The organism is Streptococcus sp. HMSC065H07 (assembly GCF_001837325.1).
GTDB classification, from domain to species: domain Bacteria; phylum Bacillota; class Bacilli; order Lactobacillales; family Streptococcaceae; genus Streptococcus; species Streptococcus salivarius_H.
Map to the genome: position 1 here is coordinate 106,171 of NZ_KV832038.1, position 25,213 is coordinate 131,383.

20 protein-coding genes are annotated in these 25,213 nt (G+C 36.9%); all 20 read left to right on the forward strand.

What is annotated here, in order from left to right:
- The first annotated feature begins 424 nt into the window (after positions 1–424).
- The 20 genes from HMPREF2637_RS06680 to tpiA all read left to right on the forward strand — a co-directional run bounded on the left by HMPREF2637_RS06680 (position 425) and on the right by tpiA (position 24,986).
- Positions 425–703, forward strand: coding sequence for a hypothetical protein (locus HMPREF2637_RS06680; protein WP_141760026.1), 279 nt, complete (start codon positions 425–427; stop codon positions 701–703).
- Between the two features lie 396 nt (positions 704–1,099).
- On the forward strand, positions 1,100–1,678 hold the full coding sequence (locus tag HMPREF2637_RS06685) for a flavin reductase family protein (RefSeq protein WP_064523834.1): 579 nt from the start codon (positions 1,100–1,102) through the stop codon (positions 1,676–1,678).
- Entirely contained in the window at positions 1,665–2,222 is a 558-nt protein-coding gene (locus HMPREF2637_RS06690; protein ID WP_064523837.1) for a GNAT family N-acetyltransferase, read from the forward strand. The genes HMPREF2637_RS06685 and HMPREF2637_RS06690 overlap by 14 nt, the downstream gene beginning before the upstream one ends.
- A gap of 6 nt (positions 2,223–2,228) precedes the next feature.
- Positions 2,229–2,930, forward strand: coding sequence for a hypothetical protein (locus HMPREF2637_RS06695; protein WP_064523840.1), 702 nt, complete (start codon positions 2,229–2,231; stop codon positions 2,928–2,930).
- A gap of 13 nt (positions 2,931–2,943) precedes the next feature.
- Positions 2,944–5,595 carry a valine--tRNA ligase gene (locus HMPREF2637_RS06700; RefSeq protein ID WP_064523841.1) on the forward strand — a complete coding sequence of 884 codons (2,652 nt, stop codon included), beginning with the start codon at positions 2,944–2,946 and terminating at the stop codon, positions 5,593–5,595.
- 98 nt (positions 5,596–5,693) lie between these two features.
- Positions 5,694–8,255 (forward strand): TOTE conflict system archaeo-eukaryotic primase domain-containing protein, encoded by a 2,562-nt coding sequence (locus HMPREF2637_RS06705; RefSeq protein ID WP_064523844.1) that lies wholly within the window; start codon positions 5,694–5,696, stop codon positions 8,253–8,255.
- Positions 8,245–10,842 (forward strand): hypothetical protein, encoded by a 2,598-nt coding sequence (locus HMPREF2637_RS06710; RefSeq protein WP_064523847.1) that lies wholly within the window; start codon positions 8,245–8,247, stop codon positions 10,840–10,842. Before HMPREF2637_RS06705 ends, HMPREF2637_RS06710 begins: the two co-directional genes overlap by 11 nt.
- 492 nt (positions 10,843–11,334) lie before the next feature.
- Complete coding sequence (locus HMPREF2637_RS06715; RefSeq protein WP_064523850.1) at positions 11,335–12,567, forward strand: DNA cytosine methyltransferase; 1,233 nt, start codon at positions 11,335–11,337, stop codon at positions 12,565–12,567.
- A gap of 165 nt (positions 12,568–12,732) precedes the next feature.
- On the forward strand, positions 12,733–14,313 hold the full coding sequence (locus tag HMPREF2637_RS06720) for a hypothetical protein (protein ID WP_064523853.1): 1,581 nt from the start codon (positions 12,733–12,735) through the stop codon (positions 14,311–14,313).
- A 365-nt stretch (positions 14,314–14,678) separates the two neighbouring features.
- Positions 14,679–14,876: a F0F1 ATP synthase subunit C gene (locus HMPREF2637_RS06725; RefSeq protein WP_002890193.1), complete on the forward strand. Its 198-nt coding sequence runs from the start codon at positions 14,679–14,681 to the stop codon at positions 14,874–14,876.
- Between the two features lie 32 nt (positions 14,877–14,908).
- Complete coding sequence (gene atpB, locus HMPREF2637_RS06730; protein WP_048676208.1) at positions 14,909–15,616, forward strand: F0F1 ATP synthase subunit A; 708 nt, start codon at positions 14,909–14,911, stop codon at positions 15,614–15,616.
- 20 nt (positions 15,617–15,636) lie between these two features.
- A complete protein-coding gene (gene atpF / locus HMPREF2637_RS06735) occupies positions 15,637–16,134 on the forward strand; it encodes a F0F1 ATP synthase subunit B (protein WP_002886161.1) in 498 nt (165 codons plus the stop codon).
- Positions 16,134–16,670, forward strand: a complete 537-nt coding sequence (locus tag HMPREF2637_RS06740) for a F0F1 ATP synthase subunit delta (protein WP_002885901.1) — start codon at positions 16,134–16,136, stop codon at positions 16,668–16,670. The genes atpF and HMPREF2637_RS06740 overlap by 1 nt, the downstream gene beginning before the upstream one ends.
- Before the next feature lie 15 nt (positions 16,671–16,685).
- A complete protein-coding gene (gene atpA, locus HMPREF2637_RS06745; RefSeq protein WP_037601955.1) occupies positions 16,686–18,191 on the forward strand; it encodes a F0F1 ATP synthase subunit alpha in 1,506 nt (501 codons plus the stop codon).
- An 18-nt stretch (positions 18,192–18,209) separates the two neighbouring features.
- On the forward strand, positions 18,210–19,088 hold the full coding sequence (locus HMPREF2637_RS06750; RefSeq protein ID WP_064523856.1) for a F0F1 ATP synthase subunit gamma: 879 nt from the start codon (positions 18,210–18,212) through the stop codon (positions 19,086–19,088).
- A 76-nt stretch (positions 19,089–19,164) separates the two neighbouring features.
- The gene (gene atpD, locus HMPREF2637_RS06755) at positions 19,165–20,571 is read left to right on the forward strand and encodes a F0F1 ATP synthase subunit beta (protein WP_002890209.1); all 1,407 of its coding nucleotides are present in this window, start codon (positions 19,165–19,167) and stop codon (positions 20,569–20,571) included.
- 12 nt (positions 20,572–20,583) lie between these two features.
- Positions 20,584–21,000 (forward strand): F0F1 ATP synthase subunit epsilon, encoded by a 417-nt coding sequence (locus HMPREF2637_RS06760; protein WP_002890211.1) that lies wholly within the window; start codon positions 20,584–20,586, stop codon positions 20,998–21,000.
- A 259-nt stretch (positions 21,001–21,259) separates the two neighbouring features.
- Positions 21,260–22,540 carry a cell division peptidoglycan polymerase FtsW gene (gene ftsW, locus HMPREF2637_RS06765; protein ID WP_064523859.1) on the forward strand — a complete coding sequence of 427 codons (1,281 nt, stop codon included), beginning with the start codon at positions 21,260–21,262 and terminating at the stop codon, positions 22,538–22,540.
- Positions 22,541–22,776: 236 nt separating this feature from the next.
- Positions 22,777–23,973 (forward strand): elongation factor Tu, encoded by a 1,197-nt coding sequence (gene tuf / locus HMPREF2637_RS06770; RefSeq protein ID WP_002890213.1) that lies wholly within the window; start codon positions 22,777–22,779, stop codon positions 23,971–23,973.
- Positions 23,974–24,227: 254 nt separating this feature from the next.
- Complete coding sequence (gene tpiA, locus HMPREF2637_RS06775; protein ID WP_002885895.1) at positions 24,228–24,986, forward strand: triose-phosphate isomerase; 759 nt, start codon at positions 24,228–24,230, stop codon at positions 24,984–24,986.
- The last annotated feature ends 227 nt before the right edge of the window (positions 24,987–25,213 follow it).

The following is a 25,213-nucleotide window of genomic DNA, read 5'->3' on the forward strand; positions in this document are numbered from 1 at the left end:
TTCTAATAGAAAATAAAGTTATCTAGAATGTAGATTATCTGTCTTGAAATATATATAATACCATCATTTATGTACTCAAAATAAAATAAATGCTTTTACTTATGATAAATGAGCCGTTTCTTGTGAAAAAGGTCTCGATTTTAGCCGATGTTTTGTTACAATGGTTTCAGCAAGTTCCTTAAGAGAGGAGTAGAGAGATGATTTTCTTGGTGGTTAGGATAATTACTATGATGTTAGGGGGTATAGTTACTTACCTGCTATTGTGTTATTTTATTAGTCATACACAGTCCGAACATGTTTTAATAAGAGCACATCAAAGACGAGTTGCAGCTGGGAAAAAGCTCAAAGATGTTTGTGGGCTTGAATTAAAAGTTCATAAAGAACATTTTCAGAAGGATTTTGAAGGAAAGTGATGGTGAACTTCATGGAGTTAATTAAATCATTTCTTGTGGCGCCCTATTTTCTTGGGATGATTCTTGGTGGTGTATTTTTAGGGATTTATGTGTTGATAGATAAGATTATTAAGAATCCGATAAAAGATATCGATTATTACAAAAAGTTTGTAGAATCTTACAAAGAAGAAGCAGATTTTTATAAAATGTCCTCCGAAGAGTATAAAACGATGGCAATAACTTACCGTAAGAGATATTTGGAAAGCCAAGCAAAGTTAGAACTTGTCATGAAAGGTAATAGTAGCCATTGAAAATTGTGAGGAAAAGTAAGACAGAGGAAGTATTTTCAAATTCAAAAATCAATAAGATTTCCACCACAATTTCATTTGTCTTGAGATTAAAAATGTGATAGAATAAGACCATTCAGAGGTGCTTTGAAGCCCATTTGTCACAGGAAGCGGTGGTACTGAGAAATCCGCACAAATGTCAAAGCTGGTTGCTGATGGTCAAATTGAATCAAAAAAGCTGTGAGTGGTTACCACTCAAAACTGGGTGGTACCGCGGATACACATTCGTCCCTGTCATAGTTATGGCAGGGATTTTTTATATCTTTTAAAGAACCAAGACCGAAGGTCGCAGGTGAATTTAGAGATATTGATGCAGACGGAGCGAAAGCGAGGTCTACGTTCCTACCAAAGGAGGGTGACATGAAGCAATCTTTTGAGACCAGTAAATTGTATTATGGTTTCCCCATTTTTATCTTGGGTTACCAGGACCAGACACATGGCTATAATGTGACGACTTGTAGTTCTTCCTATAGTCTAGGAGATTGGCTGGTCATCGGGGTTGGTAGCGAGGAAAATGCGGCAGATCAGATTAAACATTATCAGAAGTTTACGGTTAATATCCCTGACGAAAATCTCATGCTAGAGATGGAACAGGCTGGTTTTATTAGTCATCGTGAGAAGATTGCTAAACTTGGCTTGGATTTCCGACTTTCTGAACTGACACAAGCACCTATTTTGGATGCTTGTCCAGTCGTTCTGGATTGCGAAGTTGACAGAATTATTGAGGAAGATGGTATCTGTCATATCTTTGCTAAGATTCTAGACCGTCTGGCTGAATCTGATTTGTTGGATGATAAGGGCCATTTTAAAAATGACCGCTTTGCACCGACTTACTTTATGGGTGATGGTCATAAGCGTGTCTATCGCTATCTAGATGATCGAGTCGACCCCATGGGAAGCTTCATCAAGAAAGCGAGGAAGAAGGATGACAAGAGCTGAATTGCCAGAACGAATCGAAACGGAGCGTCTTCTTTTACGAGTCCGAACAGTGGCGGATGCAGAAGATATCCATGCTTACGCTAGTCTTCCAGAAGTTTCTTACCCAGCAGGCTTTCCACCCGTCAAGACCTTGGAAGACGAGATCTATTACCTAGAGCATATCCTTCCCAATCGCAATGAAAAGGACAATCTTCCAGCTGGTTACGGCATTGTGGTCAAAGGGACTGATAAAGTGATCGGTTCCGTTGATTTCAACCATAGACACGAAGATGATGTGCTTGAAATTGGCTATACCTTGCACCCAGACTATTGGGGCCGAGGTTATGTACCAGAAGCAGCGCGTGCCTTAATTGACCTAGGTTTTAAAAATTTGGGTCTTCACAAGATTGAACTGGTCTGCTTTGGCTACAATGTCCAAAGTCAACGTGTCGCTGAGAAACTTGGCTTTACTCTTGAAGCTCGCATCCGAGACCGCAAAGATGCCCAAGGCAATCGCTGTGATGAGTTGAGATATGGCTTGCTGAAGAGTGAGTGGGGGAGGTAAAGGAATATGATAGAAAAGATAATTAATTTTGTGATCAATTCTAAACCAAGTGATAAAATAGCTTTGTTAGCCTTGCTTATCAGTATTATTCTTCCTATACTTATACAAGTTTGGAATAATCGGAGGGAAGATAAAAAAGAAAGTCAACAAGAACTATTCCAAAGGGAAACTCAAGATAAGTTAGATGAATTTCAGGATTTTCAAAAAGAATTTTCAATATATAAACAATCTACTGATGAGTTGCAATTTAACTTACAGAACCGGTCTGATTTAATTCCTTATTTTCATTTAAATCGCACTAAATCTCGTATTTTTAGTGTTAATCACCAGCTGATTGTTGAAATCTATTTGACTAATGTTGGTCGAGGTACAGCAACCAATATAATGACTTGTCCTGTTTATAATGATTTATCTGGGAATCCTATTTATTTTGATCAGTCGCCATCTTCTGGAAAAGCTACTCATGCTTTTTATAATTATTTTAGTGAGAATTTTGCTATCCCCAATGAATCAATCTCATTTAGCTTGAGTGAGATTAACCAACAAGCAAAACAGTTGTATTTCTTGATTTTTAAAATTAAATTCACTGATGCTCTTGGTCGGGAATATGAACAAAAATTTAAATTTGGATATGATAATTATTTAGTTAAAGGAATAAATCAGAATTCCAAATCATATCCTCCAAAATTGATTAAAGATATTAACTAGAAAGGACACACACATGTCTAAAGAACTTTCACCTAAATACAATCCAGCCGAGGTTGAGGCTGGTCGTTACCAAAAATGGCTTGACGAAGATGTTTTCAAGCCGTCAGGCGATAAAAAGGCTAAGCCTTATTCTATCGTCATTCCACCACCAAACGTAACTGGTAAACTTCACCTTGGTCACGCTTGGGATACAACTTTGCAAGATATCATTATTCGTCAAAAACGCATGCAAGGTTTTGATACGCTTTGGCTTCCTGGTATGGACCATGCAGGTATTGCTACCCAAGCCAAGGTTGAAGCTCGTTTGGCTGAAAGTGGCATCTCTCGTTATGACCTTGGTCGTGAAAAATTCCTTGATAAAGTCTGGGAATGGAAAGACGAGTATGCCTCAACTATCAAGCAACAATGGGGTAAGATGGGTCTTTCTGTAGACTACTCTCGTGAGCGTTTCACTCTTGACGAAGGTCTTTCAAAAGCGGTTCGTAAAGTCTTTGTAGAGCTTTACAAAAAAGGTTGGATTTACCGTGGTGAATTTATCATCAACTGGGATCCGAAAGCCCGTACAGCCCTTTCTGATATCGAGGTTATTCACAAGGATGTCGAAGGTGCCTTCTACCACATGAACTACATGTTGGAAGACGGTTCACGTGCCCTTGAAGTAGCAACAACACGTCCTGAGACTATGTTTGGGGATACTGCAGTAGCGGTTAACCCAAATGATGACCGTTATAAAGACTTGATTGGTAAAAATGTTATCTTGCCAATCTTGAACAAGCCAATCCCAATCGTTGGGGACGAACACGCAGACCCTGAATTTGGTACTGGGGTTGTTAAAATCACTCCTGCCCATGACCCTAATGACTTCTTGGTTGGTCAACGTCATAACTTGCCACAAGTCAACGTTATGAACGATGATGGTACTATGAATGAATTGGCTGGTGAATTCAACGGTATGGACCGCTTTGAAGCACGTAAGGCTGTTGTTAAGAAATTGGAAGAAATCGGTGCCCTTGTCGAAATTGAAAAAATGACTCACTCAGTTGGTCACTCAGAGCGTACAGGTGTGCCAGTTGAACCACGTTTGTCTACACAATGGTTCGTTAAGATGGATCAATTGGCGAAAAATGCCATCGCAAACCAAGACACAGACGACAAGGTTGATTTCTACCCACCTCGTTTCAACGATACCTTCCTTCAATGGATGGAAAATGTTCACGACTGGGTAATCTCTCGTCAGCTCTGGTGGGGTCACCAAATCCCTGCTTGGTACAATGCTGAGGGTGAAATGTACGTTGGCGAAGAAGCACCAGAAGGTGACGGATGGAAACAAGACGAAGATGTCTTGGATACTTGGTTCAGTTCTGCCCTCTGGCCATTCTCAACTATGGGTTGGCCTGACGTGGAAGCAGAAGACTTCAAACGTTACTTCCCAACTTCAACCTTGGTAACAGGTTACGATATCATCTTCTTCTGGGTGTCTCGTATGATCTTCCAATCATTGGAATTCACAGGACGCCAACCATTTAAGAATGTCCTTATCCACGGCCTTATCCGTGACGAGCAAGGACGCAAGATGTCGAAATCTCTCGGTAACGGTATTGACCCAATGGATGTTATCGAGAAATATGGTGCTGATGCCCTCCGTTGGTTCCTTTCAAACGGTTCTGCACCAGGTCAAGACGTGCGCTTCTCTTACGAGAAAATGGATGCGTCATGGAACTTCATTAACAAGATCTGGAACATCTCTCGTTACATCCTCATGAACAATGAAGGTTTAACCTTGGATGCAGCGCGTGAAAATGTGGCTAAAGTGGCTGCTGGTCAAGCAGGTAACGTGACAGACCGTTGGATTCTCCACAACCTCAACGAAACTATTGGAAAAGTCACTGAAAACTTTGACAAGTTTGAATTCGGTGTGGCTGGTCACATCCTCTACAACTTCATCTGGGATGAGTTTGCGGACTGGTATGTTGAGTTAACTAAGGAAGTGCTGTACAGCGACAATGAGGACGAAAAAGTCATCACACGCTCTGTTCTTCTTTACACCTTGGATCAAATCTTGCGTCTCCTTCACCCAATCATGCCATTTGTGACTGAGGAAATCTACGGTCAAATCTCTGAAGGAACAATCGTGACTTCGGAATACCCAGTGGTTCGTCCAGAATTTGAAAACGAAGAAGCAGCAGCCGGCGTTGAAGCGCTTAAAGATGTGATTCGCTCAGTCCGTAACTCACGTGCAGAAGTGAATGTAGCACCAAGCAAGCCAATCACTATCTTGATCAAGACAAGCGACAGCAAGCTTGATGTCTTCTTCAATGATAATGTCAACTACATCAAACGCTTCACAAACCCAGAACACTTGGAAATTGCAGCAGATGTCGAAGTGCCTGACTTGGTTATGTCAAGCATCATCACAGGCGCAGAAATCTACTTGCCACTCGCTGACCTTCTTAATGTTGAAGAAGAATTGGCTCGTCTTGAAAAAGAATTGGCCAAATGGCAAAAAGAACTCGATATGGTCGGTAAGAAACTCTCTAACGAGCGCTTCGTAGCCAATGCCAAACCAGAAGTCGTTCAAAAAGAACGCGACAAACAAGCAGATTACCAGGCTAAATACGATGCGACAGTAGTGCGTATTGATGAGATGAAGAAATTGGTGAAATAAACAAAGAGACACGGCCGAATGCCGTGTTTTTTTTTGGTATAATGGACTTTAGATACGCTTACACTAATTTTTATTTTTTAATATAAGGAGAATTTTGAATGGATGACATTTTATATAGACTAGCTAGAAAATTATTTAACCTTTTCGTTGCCAATCAAAATGTAATTGCAATGCAAATGCCCGATGGCAATTATATTCCTCAAATAATCAATTATGATTTCACTTTATTTCATCAAATGCTTGTTAAAAAATCCTCGCTAGCAGTTTATCAACAGAAACCTTTTTCTAGCCAGATAAAATGGGTCTGTTTTGATTTTGATATATTAAAAAATCAAGAGGAGAAAGGAAGTATTGAGGAATTAGCAAATTTGATGGTTAATCCACTTTGTGAAGTTTTAGATACTTTAGATATTAATTATTTAGTTGAATTTTCTGGACGTCGTGGAATTCATGTATGGATTATTTTTGACTCCTTTTTTGAGAAACAGCTTGGATATGACTTAATGGATATAATATTAGATAAAGTCCATTATGAGGAAAGACTGTTAGATATTTATGCTATTGATAGGTTTCCAGCTACACGATATGGAAAAAATAAATTTGGAAAAGCAGTAAAATTACCTTTGTCTGCTCATAAAAAAAATAACAATAAACATTCATACTTTTTGACCAAATCTGAGTTAAATTCATCATTGATACAAGATATAAATTCTAGTAAAAAAGAAATAGATTTTCAAAAACAAGAAGAGATAATTTCTGGATATAAGAAAAATAGTATTTCTCTATTTAAAACATTGGGAATTGCTGAGGAAAGCCAAACATATCAAAAATACAAAACTCAAAGGTTTAATGATATAGAAATAGACTTTAATGAATTAATTGAGAAAACTAGTGATTCTATTGTATTTTTAAAATTATGGGACAGAGTCCAAAATGGGTGCATTACACATCTAGACAGATTGGTTTTGGTAGGTACTTTTTCTCATTTTAGCAAAGATTTACTGATGTATATTTTTAGTAGTCAAAATAATTTTAATGCTGAAAAAACCATAAGCTATATTGAAAAGCTGAAGAATAGTCTATACCCTATTACAATGTTTTATCTATATGACCTATATAGGGAAAATTTAGAGGTTTATATTGATGGTAATCTAACCGTGGTTGAATTCATTTCAAAGAATCTAGCTTTAAAACCAATCAGTTTACCGTCCGCAATAAGTGAGTCAAAAACAATCACACACTATATTTTGGAAAAAGAAAAGAATTATTTTCAATATAATGATGAAATTTTAGAACCACATATTTTTCATGGTCTTAATAATATATTTAATTACGATATTGAAAGAATTGAGAATAGGGCATCAGAAATAATAAATGGCAAAATACAGTGGAATGATCAAGAATATTTAGATACTTTTTATCCTTATATTAGGAAAGAAAATAAAAATGGAACAGTGAGAGAACGAACATTAGTATCATTAACCACAATTGACAGGCTATTAACCACTAGATTAAGCTATGAATTTGTAAATTTATTAAAGTGGAAATTCGATTCTTATAGTTATAATATAAATTTTTGGTCGGATGAATTTTTATTTTTTCCTTTTTATTCCTCATGGAAAAGATATGTTAGTGATGTTAGTTTGTATTTGAAATTTGATATTTTTGATGATTATAGCATTATGAAGTTAGATTTAGAGTCATTTTATGATAATATTTATATACATTCAATTAATGATCAATTAATTGAAATGATTAATAAAAAATCAAAAAAAGATAGAGGAAAGCTAGAGAATATTTTTAATTTTTTATCGAGTTTTAATTCAAGTCTTCAAATGAAATTAAATGGAACAACAAAGGGTGTGCCACAGGGGCCAGCCTATGCACGTATTTTAGCAGAATTTTTCCTTTCTACTCTTTTAAGTAATTTCATTGAAGAATATAAGTCAAGAAATGATAAATCTATTATTCGATTATTTAGATATGTAGATGATATTTTTATTATATATAAAAATATTGATGACGGGGATTTTCTTTTAAAAGAAATAAATATGCTTTTTTTAAGTGTCGGTTTAAATTTAAATGAAGAAAAAACATTTAATTATGGACTGATAAAAAATTTAACAACTGGAACTAAAGAAGCTTTTTTTGATGATATCTACAAAAATTATATGATACAAAGTTTGGAAGACGTTGCTTATTTATCCGAGGATGATCAATTTCAGATTTTTGAATTATTTGATAAGTATTTCAAAAATAATAATGAATGGAATATAAAAAATGCTAATTTTTTATTGGGAGACCATATTGATACTGAGTTACTTAGATATTATATATCAAAAAACTACTATAATATCCTGTGTTCAGAAATTGGAAGGGGAAGTATTTTTTATAAATTCTATCAAATAATACTAACGAATCCAAAGCAAGCAATTAGTTTTTTTATAAATACTGATTACCAAAAAATCCCTAAAAATTCGCTAAATTTTAAAGTTTTCTTAGTTAGTTTATATTATAAACTTAATAAAGTCATTAGTTTATCGGATATTATGAGAGATGAATTTAGTGACTTTATTGATTTTTTAAAAATAATTGCTACAGATGATTATGAACAAAGAATAATTAATGTTATTTTGGAAAGGTTGAATAATGACTATTGATGAATTATATTATACAGTCTCTATTAATGAACGTTCAACTGTAAAGGAGGTTTACTTAGAGAAGTTTAAAGAGATTTATTGGTCTCTTTCAGATGAAGATAAACAAAAGAAACTGGAAATTATTTCTAAAACATTTTTCCATATTTTAAAAATACATCAGTATTCACTTTCTGAAATCGAAATCAATAGAATCAGCGAACTTATTGCTTCTATTGCTGTAACACAAATTCCTACAGAACAAAAAGACTCTTTTATCTGTGGTGAATATGAATTTTTTAGATTGTTATATAATTTAAGTAATAACGATACTTCTAATTCTGCCAAAGTGTATGAACTATTGGGAGAAGATATCACTGATGTCGATTGGATTTTTTCACTTAAAAAAAATGATGAGTTTTTATACCCTTTAGGTAAAATTATGAATGAGGTTATACATACCAACTGTTTTGATGACAAGACTTTATTTAATTTATCTTTTTTATTACGAATTTATGTTGAACATGAAATCAATGATGATGATGAAATATTGAAAAAAATTGATGGAATAAGTGAAAAATATAATATAAAATGTCTAGAGTATATTCGTAATGGTGGAAAACAATTATTATCTTCTCAAAATGTTAATGAAAACGGAACAATGATTTTCCGTCATAATGAAAAAGTATTAATTAGGAGTACCAAGAATTCTTATTTTGGCTCTGAGGAGTCAATTGAAAAAGAGAGAGATTCAAAAAATAATATAATTGCATACTTCATTGAGCGTACTCTACCAGGTGAAAGAAAGTTTTTTAGTTTAACTGAATTTTTGCAAAAAGCTGAACCTAATTCTGAAAAATTTGAATTCATCAAAAAATTATATAAAAAAGAGCATTTTAATAATTTCTATAAAGATGCTATATATTTAAATGAACAAACACATAAGTATGAGTTTCTAAACCCATACGGACATTTAGACGAAAAAATCCTGATACCTGTACCTGCTAGCAAAAAATATGAAAAATATAATAATAATGAAAAGGGTTTTTATAATTTGTTGAATGATTCCGATAAGCAATACTCTTTAAGGCAGTCTATAATTTTTAGTAGAAAACAATTTGATATTCTTACACTAGACTTTTTTAGTGAACTTACTAGTTTGAATAAGGGACTTATAAATTTAGAATCCGATGAAATCTCAGAGTCAGATTTTTTACAAAACTCTTTTTTTAAACAGTTTTTGGAGAAGGGTGGATATTTCAACGAAGACAGAATTTTAAATTATTTAGATTTTATTCAATACAATGTTTTTAACTTAAACGAAATCGACAGTATAATGAATGATGAGATGAAACTAATTTTTCCATATAAAATCTATGCTCCTGATTGTTTTTCTGATGTCTGTTATTTATATAAACATAGACTCGAAGATATCCAAGGGGAATTCTGTCAGTTTAAAATATCTAATCGTGGATTAGAAAAATGCATTGAAGTAAATGGCAAAGAAGTTGTAATCAAAGATATTGAAAAAAATATATTAAATTCATATGATATAGATAATTTAAACGTGCCGTCGAGCATTAAAGAAGGCTTTTTTGATGAGCAAAATAGTGTTTTATATTATGACAGACAATTGACTGCAGTTGCTAAAAAGTTAATTAACTTCAATCAAACAAGAGAAAAATACTATTTAACGTACGAAGTACTAAAAAGTAAAAGTGATACTTCCCTTAAATCTATAATTGATCTAATAGCCGCTATTAAGTTAGACAGAATAAACTATGACGTTTTCAGTGTAAGCCCTATGGAAGAAGCTGAAAGCATATTGTGGTATAAGTTACTGTGGCACTTTGTAATTATGGGGTGGAAATCTGAACAGATCAATAGCTTTTTAGATTTGGTATTAAATAGGCATTATACTGGCTGTGCTTTAGAATATAAAGATATAGTTGAAAGATGGTATGAATCTATAGAGGAAATGATTAGTGAAGATTCCAATCTTGTATTTAGAAAAGAAAAGATGCAAGATACAACTCTGGATAATTACATTGGTGAAATCTCCATATCATTAGGCGGAAAGCAACCAATCACACAAACCGATTTCGACCAAAGCAAAGTACGTCTTGAAAATAATAAATTTTACTATAACGAAAGAGAAATTAAGAAAATTGTGATATTGGTCGATAATATCATGGGAGGAACCTCACTAAAAAATGCTCTCCATCATTATTTTATTAATGGTTCAGAAGAAGATATTCATGGTAAATATTTTCCTTGCTCAACTGAATTAAAGGAAAAGGGATTGAAAAATTTAAATGTAAAAGTTATAGTTAAAGCAATTTGGAGCTTTTCTGACGTAAAGGATAATGCAGAAAACCTTATCGATTCTTCCTTTGATCTTTCAATAGAATGTGAAGAAATAATTGAAAATAAATACAAATGGAATACTGATATAAAAACAATTACAAAAAGTTTATACGGTAAAGCAGAAAAAGCAAAATATTTAATTTTTCGACAAAAAAATATGCCTTATAAATCAGTATTCCCTGAAAAAGTTACAGATACAACGAACTTAATAGGATTATTTAATCGTTCAAAAGAATTAAAATAAAAGTCTAAGAATGTGTGTAAAAAGATCCCATGCATCTGAACTTTCTATATCTAACGTCAACACAGCAGCATAATTCTATAAGCTAATCGTTTGCCCCCTCAATGAAATAAACAAATTGATTTATTAAATTCAGAAACACGGATTCATGCCGTGTTTTTTGGTATAATCAATTAAAAGGTAGATATATAAATTGCTAGTTTTCCGTAGATAGGAGAATGAAAAGTAATAAGCACCCTATAATCCAGATTATTTTTCTATACAATTTCCAAAAATAAATCCGTCTCACCTGCTAATGGAAATAGGTATTCTTTTTAAGAAAGAATAGTTTAACTATGCGGAAGTTAAACTATTAGAGTCATCATTCTTAATTACGATTGTTAATATTAAGAAAGAGTTTAATCTATGATTTGACATTTATTTCCTTACTTTCCTATTTATTTTCTTATTTATGTTATACTAGAAAAGTCAACATTTTAGAAAGCAGGTTACTACATGACAAATTCTGTAAGTTCGAACCGATCTGAGAAGTATAATATTGCAGCTTTCTTCTCAGGTGTTGGGGGAATTGAGTTGGGATTTGAACAAACCAACGAGTTCAGAGTGGTGTATGCCAATGAATTTGATAAGTATGCGCGTGAGACCTATCAGTTGAACCATCCAGATACCTATTTGGATGGTCGTGATATTCACTATGTTCAACCAAAGGACATTCCAGCTGAACGTGTGGATGTGATTATGGGAGGCTTTCCTTGTCAAGCTTTTAGTATTGCGGGTTATCGCAAGGGCTTTGATGATGATCGTGGTGATCTTTTCTTCGAATTGCTACGCATGATTGAGGGACGAAAACCTCGTGCTATCTTCATCGAAAACGTCAAGAACATGGTCGGGCATGATCATGGCAATACTTTCAAGGTTATTCGTGAAGCCTTGACCGAGAACAACTACTTCATCAAGTGGAAGGTTCTCAATGGGAAAGACTACGGAAATATCCCACAAAACCGTGAGCGTATCTATATTGTTGGCTTTGATACTAAAGAAGCCTATGATATTTTTGAATTTCCTGAAGAAGTCAATTTGACAACTTCTCTGAGTGATGTGATTGATTTTGGTGCGACACCTGGTGAAGCATTCTATTACCGAGAAGGTAAGCAAAGATTCTATGATGAATTAAAAGAGTGTGTGACTAGTCAGGATACAGTTTACCAATGGCGCCGTCAGTATGTCCGTGAAAATAAAAACGGCGTTGTTCCTACTTTAACAGCTAATATGGGAACAGGTGGACATAACGTTCCGTTGATTCTGACAGACAGTGGTGAGATTCGTAAATTAACACCAAAGGAAACCTTCAATGTACAAGGTTATCCAAAGACCTTTAAGTTACCTGAGGGTGTTTCAAATGGTCAACTATATAAACAAGCTGGAAATAGTGTAGTTGTCCCTGTAATTAAACGCATTGCGGAAAATGTTGCCAAGGCTTTAAACAAGGGGATAGGTAAATCTCACCATAACCGTTCAGGAAATATCGCAATTATCTATATCAAGATGAATGGACAATTTGAAGGCGAGTCGTATGTTAAAGATTTTGTAAATAATGAAGCAGAAGCATACAAAAAAATTTACGAAGAATATGATGGCAATCTTGAAGTTATTACTGATGAACAGTATAGATCGTTGATTCGTAATAAAAGAAGTAAAGAATTTTATATGCTGTCCATAAATAGATAATGAATCTATACGTTTCGTTTTTTCCAGCTAAAATTATGTTAGGTTATCTGAAAATCGTAGCAATTTAGCATTTTACATCATTATTTAACGAATTATATAAGAAAGAGGACTAGTGAAAATCTAGTCTTCTTTTGATATACTTAAGCAAGAAGTGAGGATTGATTGATGTGGGAACACTTAAAACAAGAACAAAAAGAAAAATACAAGACTCTCATTACCAATTTTGCTAGTCTGAGTGAGGCCTTTTCACAAAAAGCAGAAGCAGATGAAAAGAATAGCACCGAAGATTTTGTAGCTCCAATTGTTAATTCTAAATTTCAGGAAACTGTTTTTCAAAGAGCTTTTCAAGCAGTTGGAGAGGATATTGCAAATACCTCCTATGATGCTTCGGTTGTCGTTGATGAGAAGCACAAATATCTCGTCGGAATCAAATCATTTGGTCTTAATTCAGGCGACCAAAAGATTGCTCAGTTTAAGAAAGACTCACAGTCTTGGAATGAATTACTAAGTGAAATTACTTTTTATGCTGAGATTTCTCCTGATAAAGAAAGTGCAGACAGGGAAAATTATGAGCGATATGAAAAATTAGCTCGAAAAATTGCAACTTTACGGAATCAACGAATTGAATCTTCCAAAGCATTGATTAAGGGTTTTAAGTCAGATTCAACTCATGTGGAGGCTGTGTATCATGTATTAATGCCGACACCAAAAGGTAGCGTCCCTCAAATTCATGTGGGCGAGACATCTTATTTACCAGTTGATTTGGATAACTTACAAATCAAAGGGTCGACCAATCTGAAAAATCCAACGAATTTTAGGTTTACTGACGGTCATCATGATTACAAGTATACTGCTGCAGATAGTCAGCTACATATGACTTTTAATAATAAGGAAATTATTGTCGATACTTGGGATGTACAGTATGTCGAAGACCCCTTTTATCTTTTTGAGAATCTTCATTTATTGACAGCAGATAAGAAAGCTCCTGATATTTTAGAAACTGTTTCTTGGGTAATCACAGATAAAAATGGGAATGTAGAAGAAAATTCTGGTTTTAATGGCTTTAATGGCGGATCTAAGTTAGCTAAGAAAGACCGTTTACCACGTATTATAAAATTTCAGAATCGCTTTAAAAACGAGTTATCCTCAGAGGAAATGGCTTTTGCGATATATTCATTAGAGGAGATTTTATTAAAGAGTTGGAAGACTAAGGAAGAAAAACATCAAATGAAGATTATTCGTGAGAAATTAGTAGATTTTGCTTATTCAAAGAATAATCAAGATTTAATCAAGAGTATTGAAAAGTTGGTTTACCGACCTGTGAGCGAGGTTTATATTCCAATCCCAGAATCAAACCATTTTCATGCCGAGAGACCAGATTTTTTTGGAAAGAATATTGGGACGTTTAAACCTGGAACAAAGGAGCTCGCTCTTTCAAAAGAAAATCGAACGTTTAAGTTGAAATTTTTACCATCTGGAGATATTATTGATGCCTATATTAACCAAGAATCTGGGAAAGCAATCCAGTCTATAGATAAACAGGATATTCTTGGGAATTGGATTTTGAGAGGGGTCTTTCAACTTGCTGAACGAGAAATCCTAACGGCCCAACGTTTAGACGAATTAGAAATCAATGGTATTCGTCTCAGCAAATTCAGAAACGGTGAAATTGGTATAGAGTTTATCTGGATTGATATTGATAATCCTCCATCAGATGCTATCGGATGGGTGGCGAAGAATAAATAATTATTTTCATATTTTATAAATAATTCCCCCCTTCAGCTTTCTTTAAGTAACTCAAGCTATACTATGACCATCCTAATAAGTATTGCTGAACATGGTTCGGTAGATCTCACACCTCTGACGCTGAGTCAGACAGTGAAACTTTCTTTTTTTCATAAATTTCCCAAACAAGTCTAACCTACCATAGTTAGGCTTGTTTTTATGAAATAAACAGAAAGTTTTTCATTAAAAGTAAACGCTTGTGTAAGTAAAATGAAAACGTTAGGCAAAGTCAGTGAAAACGTCTAAAAAACCGTCAATTCATTGACTTTCGTGGAAAATAGGACTAAAATAGCAGGGTAAAAATAATTAAAAAGGAGAATTCTACTATGAATCTAACTATCTTAGCCCTCGGTTTGGCCGTTATGGGTGTATCTGTTGGTGAGGGTATCCTCGTTGCCAATATCGCTAAAGCTGCAGCTCGCCAACCTGAGATGTTTAGCAAACTTCAAACATTGATGTTTACTGGTGTTGCCTTTATCGAAGGTACCTTCTTCGTATTGTTTGCCCTTAGCTACATTGTCTAATAGACAAATAAAAGATGAAGGAGGGATGAGCAGTGGAAACTACAAGTAATCCAACCGTCTCATTATTTGGGATTGATTTTGACTTGACTGTCCTTGCCATGTCTCTCTTGACAGTAATTATCGTTTTTGGAGTGGTTTTCTGGTCAAGTCGTAAGATGACCATTAAACCAAAGGGAAAACAAAATGTGCTTGAGTTCATCTATGAGTTTGTGAACAGTACCATTTCTCAAAGTCTTGGGAAATTCACGAAGAATTATAGTTTGCTCTTGTTTGTAATTTTCACCTTTGTTTTTACAGCAAACAACTTAGGTTTGCTTGTGTCTGTAAAAAGTGAGCATTACAATTTTTGGACTTCTCCAACATCGAACTTCGGTGTTACTATCACTCTTTCTTTGATTATTACCCTCATTAGTCATATTGAGGGGATCCGTAAAAAAGGGTTTAAAGGCTATCTAAAGGGCTACCTTTCACCATACCCAGCTATGCTCCCAATGAACATTTTGGAACAATTAACCAACCTTGCTTCATTGGCCTTGCGTTTGTTTGGTAATATTTATTCTGGTGAGGTACTTACTGGCTTGATTCTTCAATTGATGACCTGGTCTGCCTTTGCAGCACCAGTATCCTTTGCTTTGAACCTTGTCTGGGTTGCCTTTTCAGCCTTTATCGGCTTTATCCAAGCCTATGTCTTTATTATCCTAAGTTCAAACTATATTGGTGATAAAGTCAACGAAGAATAATTAAGAAAGGGAGAAATGAAATGTCATTACTGATTAATAGTACGACACTTGGTAATATCATTATCACACTCGGCTCAGTTTTTCTCTTGTATTACCTCATCCGTAAATTCGCATGGGATCAAATTACAGGAATCTTTGCTGCTCGTGAAAAGAAAATTGCCACAGATATTGATAGTGCTGAAAATGCTCGTCAAGAAGCAGAAAGCTTGGCACAAAAACGTCAAGATGAGTTGGCAGGTGCTCGCACTGAGGCAGCTCAAATTATTGATGGGGCCAAGGAAACTGGTAAAACTCAAGAATCAAAAATCATTGCAGAAGCACATGATGAAGCTAAACGCTTGAAAGAAAAAGCAAATCAAGACATCGCCCAAAGCCGTGTGGAAGCACTTGCTGGAGTTAAAGGTGAAGTTGCAGACTTGACTGTCCTCTTGGCGGAAAAAGTTATGAAACAAAACCTTGATGCTAAAGCGCAATCTGACTTGATTGATAGCTATCTTGATCAATTAGGAGATGCTTAATGGATAAGAAAACACAAGCTCTTGTTGAGCAGTATGCCAGAAGTCTGGTAGAAGTCGCTTTTGAACAAGACGCCGTGTCAACAATCCAAGAAGAAGTAAGGCAAATCCTAACAGTTTTTGCTGAAACAAATCTAAAAACCTTCTTGTCGCAGGAAAATGTGACAAGTGAAGCTAAAAAAGAAAGTTTGAGCTTGTTTCAAGAGTCTTGTTCAGTGTATATGAACAATTTTCTTGAGGTAATCTTACTCAATGACCGTGCCAACATTCTCTATGATGTGTTGAAATTGGTCCTTGAGCTCTTTGATCAAGAAGACAATACTTACGATGTCACAGTGACATCAGCAAGTCCCTTGTCTGAGGAACAAAAAGCCCGACTTTTGGCGATTGTTTCACAAAAATTTGAGATTAAGACACGTCGTTTAGTAGAAAAAATTGATGAGGACCTCATCGGAGGATTCGTCATCAAAGCAAAAAATAAGGTTGTTGACACGTCAATTCGCAGTCAATTGCAAACCTTTAAAACGAATTTGAAATAGAAAGTGGTGTGACTTTTGGCAATTAACGCACAAGAAATTAGCGCTTTAATTAAAAAGCAAATTGAAAACTTCCAGCCAAACTTTGACGTCACTGAAACTGGTGTCGTTACCTATATCGGTGACGGTATCGCACGTGCTCGTGGTCTTGATAATGCCATGAGTGGTGAGTTGCTCGAATTTGAAAATGGTGCCTATGGTATGGCCCAAAACCTTGAATCTAATGATGTCGGTATCATTATCTTGGGGGATTTCGTAGCAATTCGTGAAGGCGATATTGTTAAACGTACTGGAAAAATCATGGAAGTTCCAGTTGGTGAAGCCCTTATTGGTCGTGTAGTAAACCCACTTGGGCAACCAGTTGATGGTCTTGGTGACATCGAAACAACAGGTTTCCGTCCAGTTGAAACACCTGCTCCAGGTGTTATGCAACGTAAATCAGTTTCTGAGCCATTGCAAACTGGTCTTAAGGCCATTGATGCTTTGGTTCCAATTGGACGTGGTCAACGTGAGTTGGTCATCGGAGACCGCCAAACTGGTAAAACTTCAGTAGCCATTGATGCTATCTTGAACCAAAAAGGTCAAGATATGATTTGTATCTATGTGGCTATTGGTCAAAAAGAATCAACAGTTCGTACACAAGTAGAAACTCTCCGTAAACACGGTGCTCTTGATTACACAATCGTTGTGACTGCCTCTGCATCACAACCATCACCATTGCTTTACATTGCGCCTTACGCTGGTGTTGCAATGGCTGAAGAGTTCATGTATAACGGAAAACACGTTTTGATTGTTTATGATGATTTGTCTAAACAAGCCGTGGCCTACCGTGAACTTTCATTGCTTCTCCGTCGTCCACCAGGTCGTGAAGCCTACCCAGGGGATGTCTTCTATCTCCACTCACGTCTTTTGGAACGTTCAGCTAAAGTTTCAGATGATCTTGGTGGTGGTTCAATTACTGCCTTGCCAATCATCCAAACACAAGCCGGAGATATCTCAGCTTATATCGCAACAAACGTTATCTCAATCACAGATGGACAAATCTTCTTGCAAGAAAACTTGTTTAACTCAGGTATTCGTCCAGCCATTGATGCGGGTTCTTCCGTATCACGTGTAGGTGGATCAGCACAAATTAAAGCGATGAAGAAGGTTGCTGGTACACTTCGTCTTGACTTGGCTTCATATCGTGAACTTGAAGCCTTTACGCAATTTGGTTCAGATTTGGATGCTGCGACTCAAGCGAAATTGAACCGTGGTCGTCGTACAATCGAAGTTTTGAAACAACCGCTTCATAAACCACTTCCAGTTGAGAAACAAGTTGTTATCCTTTACGCTTTGACACATGGTTTCTTGGATAGTGTTCCGGTTGATCAAATCTTGGATTTTGAAGAAGCACTCTATGACTACTTTGATAGTCACCATGAGGATATCTTTGAAACTATTCGTACAACTAAGGATATTCCTGAGGAATCTGTACTTAATGAAGCTATCCAAGCTTTCAAAGATCAGTCAGAATACAAATAGAAATAGGGAGGACAGCATATGGCAGGCTCTCTAAGAGAAATCCAAGCAAAGATTGCTTCAACTAAGAAAACGAGTCAAATCACAGGAGCCATGCAGATGGTTTCTGCCTCAAAATTGACACGTTCTGAGCAAGCTGCTAAAGATTTCCAAATCTATGCCTCAAAAATTAGACAGATCACAACAGATCTTCTACATTCAGAATTGATTAATGGTTCGTCAAATCCAATGTTGGATGCACGCCCAGTTCGTAAGACAGGTTACATTGTCATTACTTCAGATAAAGGACTTGTTGGAGGTTATAACTCAACAATTCTTAAAGCTGTGTTGGACATGATTAGACGTGACCATGATTCTGAAGATGAATATGCTATCATTTCTATTGGTGGAACAGGTTCAGATTTCTTCAAGGCTCGTAACATGAATGTTGCTTTTGAACTTCGTGGCCTTGAAGATCAACCTAGTTTTGATCAAGTCGGAAAAATCATTTCTAAAGCTGTAGGAATGTATCAAAATGAACTTTTTGATGAACTCTATGTGTGCTATAACCACCATGTTAACAGTTTGTCTAGCGAAGTTCGTGTGGAACAAATGCTTCCTATCGCTGATTTGGATCCCAATGAATCAGAAGGTCATGTGTTGACCAAGTTTGAATTGGAACCAGATCGTGACACTATTTTGGATCAACTCTTACCACAATATGCGGAGAGTCTTATCTACGGTGCTATCGTAGATGCCAAAACAGCTGAGCACGCAGCGGGTATGACTGCAATGCAGACAGCCACTGATAATGCTAAGAATGTGATTAACGATTTGACAATCCAATATAACCGTGCGCGTCAAGCTGCCATCACTCAGGAAATTACTGAAATTGTTGGTGGTGCAAGTGCACTTGAATAGCTAGAGATTTGTCTTAATTAGACACACATGAAAAAGGGATGATTGTCATCCAAAAAACTATCATAAGGAGAAAACAATGAGCTCAGGCAAAATTGCTCAGGTTGTTGGTCCTGTTGTAGACGTAGCGTTTGCAGCTGGTGATAAACTCCCTGAGATTAACAATGCATTGGTCGTTTATACTGATGAACAAAAGTCTAAACGTATCGTGCTCGAAGTAGCTCTTGAACTTGGAGAAGGTGTGGTTCGTACCATTGCCATGGAATCTACTGATGGATTGACTCGTGGACTAGAAGTTCTGGATACTGGTCGTCCAATCAGCGTTCCTGTTGGTAAAGATACCCTTGGACGTGTCTTTAACGTCCTTGGTGATACCATTGACTTGGAAGCACCTTTTGCAGAAGATGCAGAGCGTGAACCAATTCACAAAAAAGCACCAACTTTCGATGAATTGTCAACATCTACTGAAATCCTTGAAACAGGGATTAAAGTTATCGACTTGCTTGCCCCTTACCTTAAAGGTGGTAAAGTCGGACTCTTTGGTGGTGCCGGTGTTGGTAAAACCGTTCTTATTCAAGAGTTGATTCACAACATTGCCCAAGAGCACGGTGGTATTTCCGTGTTTACAGGTGTTGGTGAACGTACACGTGAAGGTAATGACCTTTACTGGGAAATGAAAGAATCTGGCGTTATTGAGAAAACAGCCATGGTCTTCGGTCAAATGAACGAACCACCTGGAGCACGTATGCGTGTTGCTCTTACTGGTTTGACAATTGCGGAATACTTCCGTGATGTCGAAGGTCAAGACGTGCTTCTCTTCATCGATAACATCTTCCGTTTCACTCAAGCAGGTTCTGAGGTTTCTGCCCTTCTTGGTCGTATGCCATCAGCCGTTGGTTACCAACCTACACTTGCTACTGAAATGGGTCAATTGCAAGAACGTATCACATCAACTAAAAAAGGTTCTGTTACATCAATCCAAGCCATCTACGTTCCAGCCGATGACTATACTGACCCAGCGCCAGCTACAGCATTTGCTCACTTGGATTCTACAACCAACCTTGAACGTAAGTTGACACAAATGGGTATTTACCCAGCCGTTGACCCATTGGCATCAAGCTCACGTGCCCTTTCACCTGAAATTGTTGGTGAAGAACACTATGCTGTTGCGACTGAAGTTCAACGTGTGCTTCAACGTTACCGTGAATTGCAAGATATTATCGCTATCCTTGGTATGGATGAATTGTCAGACGAAGAAAAAACATTGGTTGGACGTGCTCGTCGTATCCAATTCTTCTTGTCACAAAACTTTAACGTTGCTGAACAGTTTACAGGTCAACCAGGTTCTTATGTTCCAGTTGCTGAAACCGTTCGTAGCTTTAAAGAAATCCTTGAAGGTAAATATGACAATCTTCCAGAAGATGCCTTCCGTAGCGTAGGTCCAATTGAGGATGTAGTAGCTAAAGCTAAAGCTATGGGCTACTAATGAGGTGAAGATATGGCACAAATGACCGTACAAGTGGTAACTCCGGATGGTCTGAAATATGACCACCATGCCAGCTTTATCCACGCGGTTACTAAAGATGGTCAAATTGGTATCTTGCCAGGCCATATTAACTTGATTGCGCCACTTGAAGTGGATGAACTCAAGGTTCGTCGTGTGGATGACGAGAGTCACGTCGATTGGATTGCCGTAAACGGTGGTATCATCGAAGTTAAAGATGATTTTATTACTATCGTTGCCGATTCAGCAGAACGTGAACGCGACATTGACGTTTCTCGTGCCGAACGTGCCAAGCAACGTGCCGAACGTGACTTGGAAGAAGCAACTAAATCTGACCGTATTGATGAAGTTCAACGTGCTCAGGTTGCTCTCCGTCGAGCACTTAATCGTATCAGTGTCGGTACAAAATAAGACAACAAAAAACGAGACTTTGGTCCCGTTTTTTATTTATCGTAAAAGAAAACATGAGAAGTAGCAAAGTTATCAAAGAAAGCTCATTGTAAAACCTATCTGAAGGTAAGATAAAAAATCAAATTTCCAGTCCTGAAAACGGTTAATTTAGCTTTTACTTTAGTTTAAGGTATCAAAGTGTTATAATATAAGCTGTTAGCTTTATATTTTAAGAGAAAATGTAGAGTAACGTAATAGAAAGTATGAGTTTTTTAAAGATATGAAAATTGAAAAGAAGCATCTTTTAGATTACACCATCTTGATACCTTATTTAATCTTATCCATAGTTGGTTTAATAGTAGTGTATTCAACAACAAGTGCTCGTTTAGTAGCCTTGGGAGCCAATCCCTTCGCATCTGTTATAAACCAAGGAGCCTTTTGGTTGGTATCCTTGTTCTCTATTTTTTTCATCTACCGACTGAAATTGAACTTTCTCAGGAAAGATAAGCTTTTGGGTGTTGTTATTGCCTTTGAGATTTTACTTTTGGTCATTGCCAAATTTTTCACTAGGGAAATTAATGGTGCCAATGGTTGGATTGTGCTTGGTCCCTTGTCTTTCCAACCAGCGGAGTACCTTAAGATCATTGTTGTCTGGTTTTTGGCACACACTTTTTCAAAAAAACAGTCTGCTATAGAACGTTATGACTATCAAGCCTTGACGAAGAATAGATGGATTCCTAGAAATGGTAAGGAACTTAATGACTGGCGTGTTTATTTGCTTGTAATGATTGGTTTGGTTGCTATCCAACCTGACTTGGGTAATGCGGCTATCATTGTGTTGACTACAGTAGTGATGTTTTCAATTTCTGGTGTTGGCTACCGTTGGTTCACGGCCTTATTTGCCGGCATTGTAGGGATTTCATCAGCCTTCCTTGGTTTAATTGCCTTGGTTGGGGTTCAAACCATGGCTAAGGTACCTATCTTCGGTTATGTTGCCAAGCGTTTTGCAGCATATTTTAATCCGTTCAAGGATTTGACTGGATCTGGTCTCCAGCTATCTCATTCCTACTATGCTATGAGTAATGGGGGCTGGTTCGGTCTTGGACTTGGAAATTCGATTGAAAAAACTGGTTATCTCCCAGAAGCTACAACAGACTTTGTGTTTTCAATTGTAATTGAAGAGTTAGGTCTTATCGGAGCTGGCTTGATTCTGGCCCTTCTCTTTTTCCTCATTCTTCGTATTATGATTGTGGGAGTCAAGGCACGAAATCCTTTTAACTCTATGATGGCATTGGGTGTAGGTGCCTTAATGCTAATGCAGGTCTTCGTTAACATCGGAGGAATCTCAGGGCTAATTCCATCAACAGGGGTTACCTTCCCCTTCCTTTCGCAAGGAGGTAACTCTCTTTTAGTGACTTCAGTTGGGATAGCCTTTGTCTTGAACATCGCTGCTAATGAAAAGCGTGATAATATTGTTCAAGCGATTGAGGATGAGTTATCTCAGACTCAAGAATTGGAAAATCAAGATGAAAAAATCGTACCTTTAAGAAGAAGTCGTTAATACGGCTTCTTTTTTCGTTAGATGGTGTTAGGCAGTAGTATGAAGATAGTGAAAACTAATAGGAGCAGTAGAAATAGAATTATTGAAAGTAATATTTGTAATTACTCTAAAGAAAAACTGAAAACTATATAAAATACTTGCAATTCTATGACATTTTGATAGAATAGTAGAGTAAAGTTAGACTGTATTGCCTACTGTCTATCTATAAAATATATTTTATTGGAGGCTTTTCCTAAATGGCAAAAGAAAAATACGATCGTAGTAAACCACACGTTAACATTGGTACAATCGGACACGTTGACCACGGTAAAACTACTTTGACAGCTGCTATCACAACTGTATTGGCTCGTCGTCTTCCTAGCGCAGTTAACACACCAAAAGACTACGCTTCAATCGACGCTGCTCCAGAAGAACGTGAACGCGGTATCACAATCAACACTGCACACGTTGAGTATGAAACTGAAAAACGTCACTACGCTCACATCGACGCGCCAGGACACGCGGACTACGTTAAAAACATGATCACTGGTGCCGCTCAAATGGACGGTGCGATCCTTGTAGTAGCATCTACTGACGGACCAATGCCACAAACTCGTGAGCACATCCTTCTTTCACGTCAGGTTGGTGTTAAACACCTTATCGTCTTCATGAACAAAGTTGACTTGGTTGACGATGAAGAATTGCTTGAATTGGTTGAAATGGAAATCCGTGACCTTCTTTCAGAATACGATTTCCCAGGTGATGACATTCCAGTTATCCAAGGTTCAGCTCTTAAAGCTCTTGAAGGTGATTCTAAATACGAAGACATCATCATGGACTTGATGAACACTGTTGACGAATACATTCCAGAACCAGAACGTGACACTGACAAACCATTGTTGCTTCCAGTCGAAGACGTATTCTCAATCACTGGTCGTGGTACTGTTGCTTCAGGACGTATCGACCGTGGTGTTGTTCGTGTCAATGACGAAGTTGAAATCGTTGGTCTTAAAGAAGAAATCCAAAAAGCAGTTGTTACTGGTGTTGAAATGTTCCGTAAACAACTTGACGAAGGTATTGCCGGAGATAACGTCGGTGTCCTTCTTCGTGGTATCCAACGTGATGAAATCGAACGTGGTCAAGTATTGGCTGCACCTGGTTCAATCAACCCACACACTAAATTCAAAGGTGAAGTTTACATCCTTTCTAAAGAAGAAGGTGGACGTCACACTCCATTCTTCAACAACTACCGTCCACAGTTCTACTTCCGTACAACTGACGTAACAGGTTCAATCGAACTTCCTGCAGGTACTGAAATGGTTATGCCTGGTGATAACGTGACTATCGACGTTGAGTTGATTCACCCAATCGCCGTTGAACAAGGTACAACATTCTCTATCCGTGAAGGTGGACGTACTGTTGGTTCAGGTATCGTATCTGAAATCGAAGCTTAATTAATATTAAGTTCCCAATACAATTATTCGTCAGACAATAATTGAGAGAGTCGAGTTTACTCGGCTCTTTTTGGTGTTTAAAAATACTTGTGATTCTATACTTTTTAACTGTTTAAGGTGCTTAAGCTAAGTTTTGATAGTGATAAAAAGTCATAAAGCAAGTCGAGTTTTCGGAATTTTCCTAAAATCCTAGTAATAGTAAGGGATTTGTGATAAAATAAACGAGTAAATAAATAAAAGAAGAGGTATGTTAAATGTCACGTAAACCATTTATCGCTGGTAACTGGAAAATGAACAAAAATCCAGAAGAAGCAAAAGCATTCGTTGAAGCTGTAGCATCAAAACTTCCTTCATCAGATCTTGTTGAAGCTGGTATCGCAGCTCCTGCAGTTGACTTGACAGCTGTACTTGCCGCTGCTAAAGGTTCAGACCTTAAAGTTGCTGCACAAAACACTTACTTTGAAAATGCTGGTGCCTTCACTGGTGAAACTAGCCCACAAGTTTTGAAAGAAATCGGTACTGACTACGTTGTTATCGGTCACTCAGAACGTCGTGACTACTTCCACGAAACTGATGAAGACATCAACAAAAAAGCAAAAGCAATCTTTGCTAACGGTATGCTTCCAATCATCTGTTGTGGTGAATCACTTGAAACTTACGAAGCTGGTAAAGCAGCAGAATTCGTAGGTGCTCAAGTTTCAGCTGCTCTTGCTGGATTGACTGCAGAACAAGTAGCTTCAACAGTTATCGCATACGAACCAATCTGGGCTATCGGTACTGGTAAATCAGCTTCACAAGACGACGCACAAAAAATGTGTAAAGTTGTTCGTGACGTTGTAGCTGCTGACTTTGGTCAAGAAGTTGCTGACAAAGTACGTGTTCAATACGGTGGATCAGTTAAACCTGAAAACGTTGCTGAATACATGGCTTGTCCAGACGTTGACGGAGCTCTTGTTGGTGGTGCTTCACTTGAAGCTGAAAGCTTCTTGGCATTGCTTGACTTCGTTAAATGATTTTACATAAAGTCGGGGTTTTCCTCGGCTTTTTTGTTTTTTGATGAATAGCTTTATAAATAATTGCTTGGGATAAGACAAATGGTGCAGGTTTGTAAAAACGAACGCTTTAGGTGCTCTATTTTATAGGTTTAGGGTTTGACAAATAGAATTGGATTGCCCAAAGAGATAGATAATATGCTATAATTAGAATAGTATAACTAGAGCTCAGACGCTAATAGTCTGTA

What these genes read in the sequence shown, in the direction of transcription:
- HMPREF2637_RS06680 (WP_141760026.1), top strand. Translation starts at nt 425, where the DNA reads ATGGAGTTAATTAAATCATTTCTTGTGGCGCCCTATTTTCTTGGGATG.
- HMPREF2637_RS06685 (WP_064523834.1), top strand. Translation starts at nt 1,100, where the DNA reads ATGAAGCAATCTTTTGAGACCAGTAAATTGTATTATGGTTTCCCCATT.
- HMPREF2637_RS06690 (WP_064523837.1), top strand. Translation starts at nt 1,665, where the DNA reads ATGACAAGAGCTGAATTGCCAGAACGAATCGAAACGGAGCGTCTTCTT.
- HMPREF2637_RS06695 (WP_064523840.1), top strand. Translation starts at nt 2,229, where the DNA reads ATGATAGAAAAGATAATTAATTTTGTGATCAATTCTAAACCAAGTGAT.
- HMPREF2637_RS06700 (WP_064523841.1), top strand. Translation starts at nt 2,944, where the DNA reads ATGTCTAAAGAACTTTCACCTAAATACAATCCAGCCGAGGTTGAGGCT.
- HMPREF2637_RS06705 (WP_064523844.1), top strand. Translation starts at nt 5,694, where the DNA reads ATGGATGACATTTTATATAGACTAGCTAGAAAATTATTTAACCTTTTC.
- HMPREF2637_RS06710 (WP_064523847.1), top strand. Translation starts at nt 8,245, where the DNA reads ATGACTATTGATGAATTATATTATACAGTCTCTATTAATGAACGTTCA.
- HMPREF2637_RS06715 (WP_064523850.1), top strand. Translation starts at nt 11,335, where the DNA reads ATGACAAATTCTGTAAGTTCGAACCGATCTGAGAAGTATAATATTGCA.
- HMPREF2637_RS06720 (WP_064523853.1), top strand. Translation starts at nt 12,733, where the DNA reads ATGTGGGAACACTTAAAACAAGAACAAAAAGAAAAATACAAGACTCTC.
- HMPREF2637_RS06725 (WP_002890193.1), top strand. Translation starts at nt 14,679, where the DNA reads ATGAATCTAACTATCTTAGCCCTCGGTTTGGCCGTTATGGGTGTATCT.
- atpF (WP_002886161.1), top strand. Translation starts at nt 15,637, where the DNA reads ATGTCATTACTGATTAATAGTACGACACTTGGTAATATCATTATCACA.
- HMPREF2637_RS06740 (WP_002885901.1), top strand. Translation starts at nt 16,134, where the DNA reads ATGGATAAGAAAACACAAGCTCTTGTTGAGCAGTATGCCAGAAGTCTG.
- HMPREF2637_RS06750 (WP_064523856.1), top strand. Translation starts at nt 18,210, where the DNA reads ATGGCAGGCTCTCTAAGAGAAATCCAAGCAAAGATTGCTTCAACTAAG.
- atpD (WP_002890209.1), top strand. Translation starts at nt 19,165, where the DNA reads ATGAGCTCAGGCAAAATTGCTCAGGTTGTTGGTCCTGTTGTAGACGTA.
- HMPREF2637_RS06760 (WP_002890211.1), top strand. Translation starts at nt 20,584, where the DNA reads ATGGCACAAATGACCGTACAAGTGGTAACTCCGGATGGTCTGAAATAT.
- ftsW (WP_064523859.1), top strand. Translation starts at nt 21,260, where the DNA reads ATGAAAATTGAAAAGAAGCATCTTTTAGATTACACCATCTTGATACCT.
- tuf (WP_002890213.1), top strand. Translation starts at nt 22,777, where the DNA reads ATGGCAAAAGAAAAATACGATCGTAGTAAACCACACGTTAACATTGGT.
- tpiA (WP_002885895.1), top strand. Translation starts at nt 24,228, where the DNA reads ATGTCACGTAAACCATTTATCGCTGGTAACTGGAAAATGAACAAAAAT.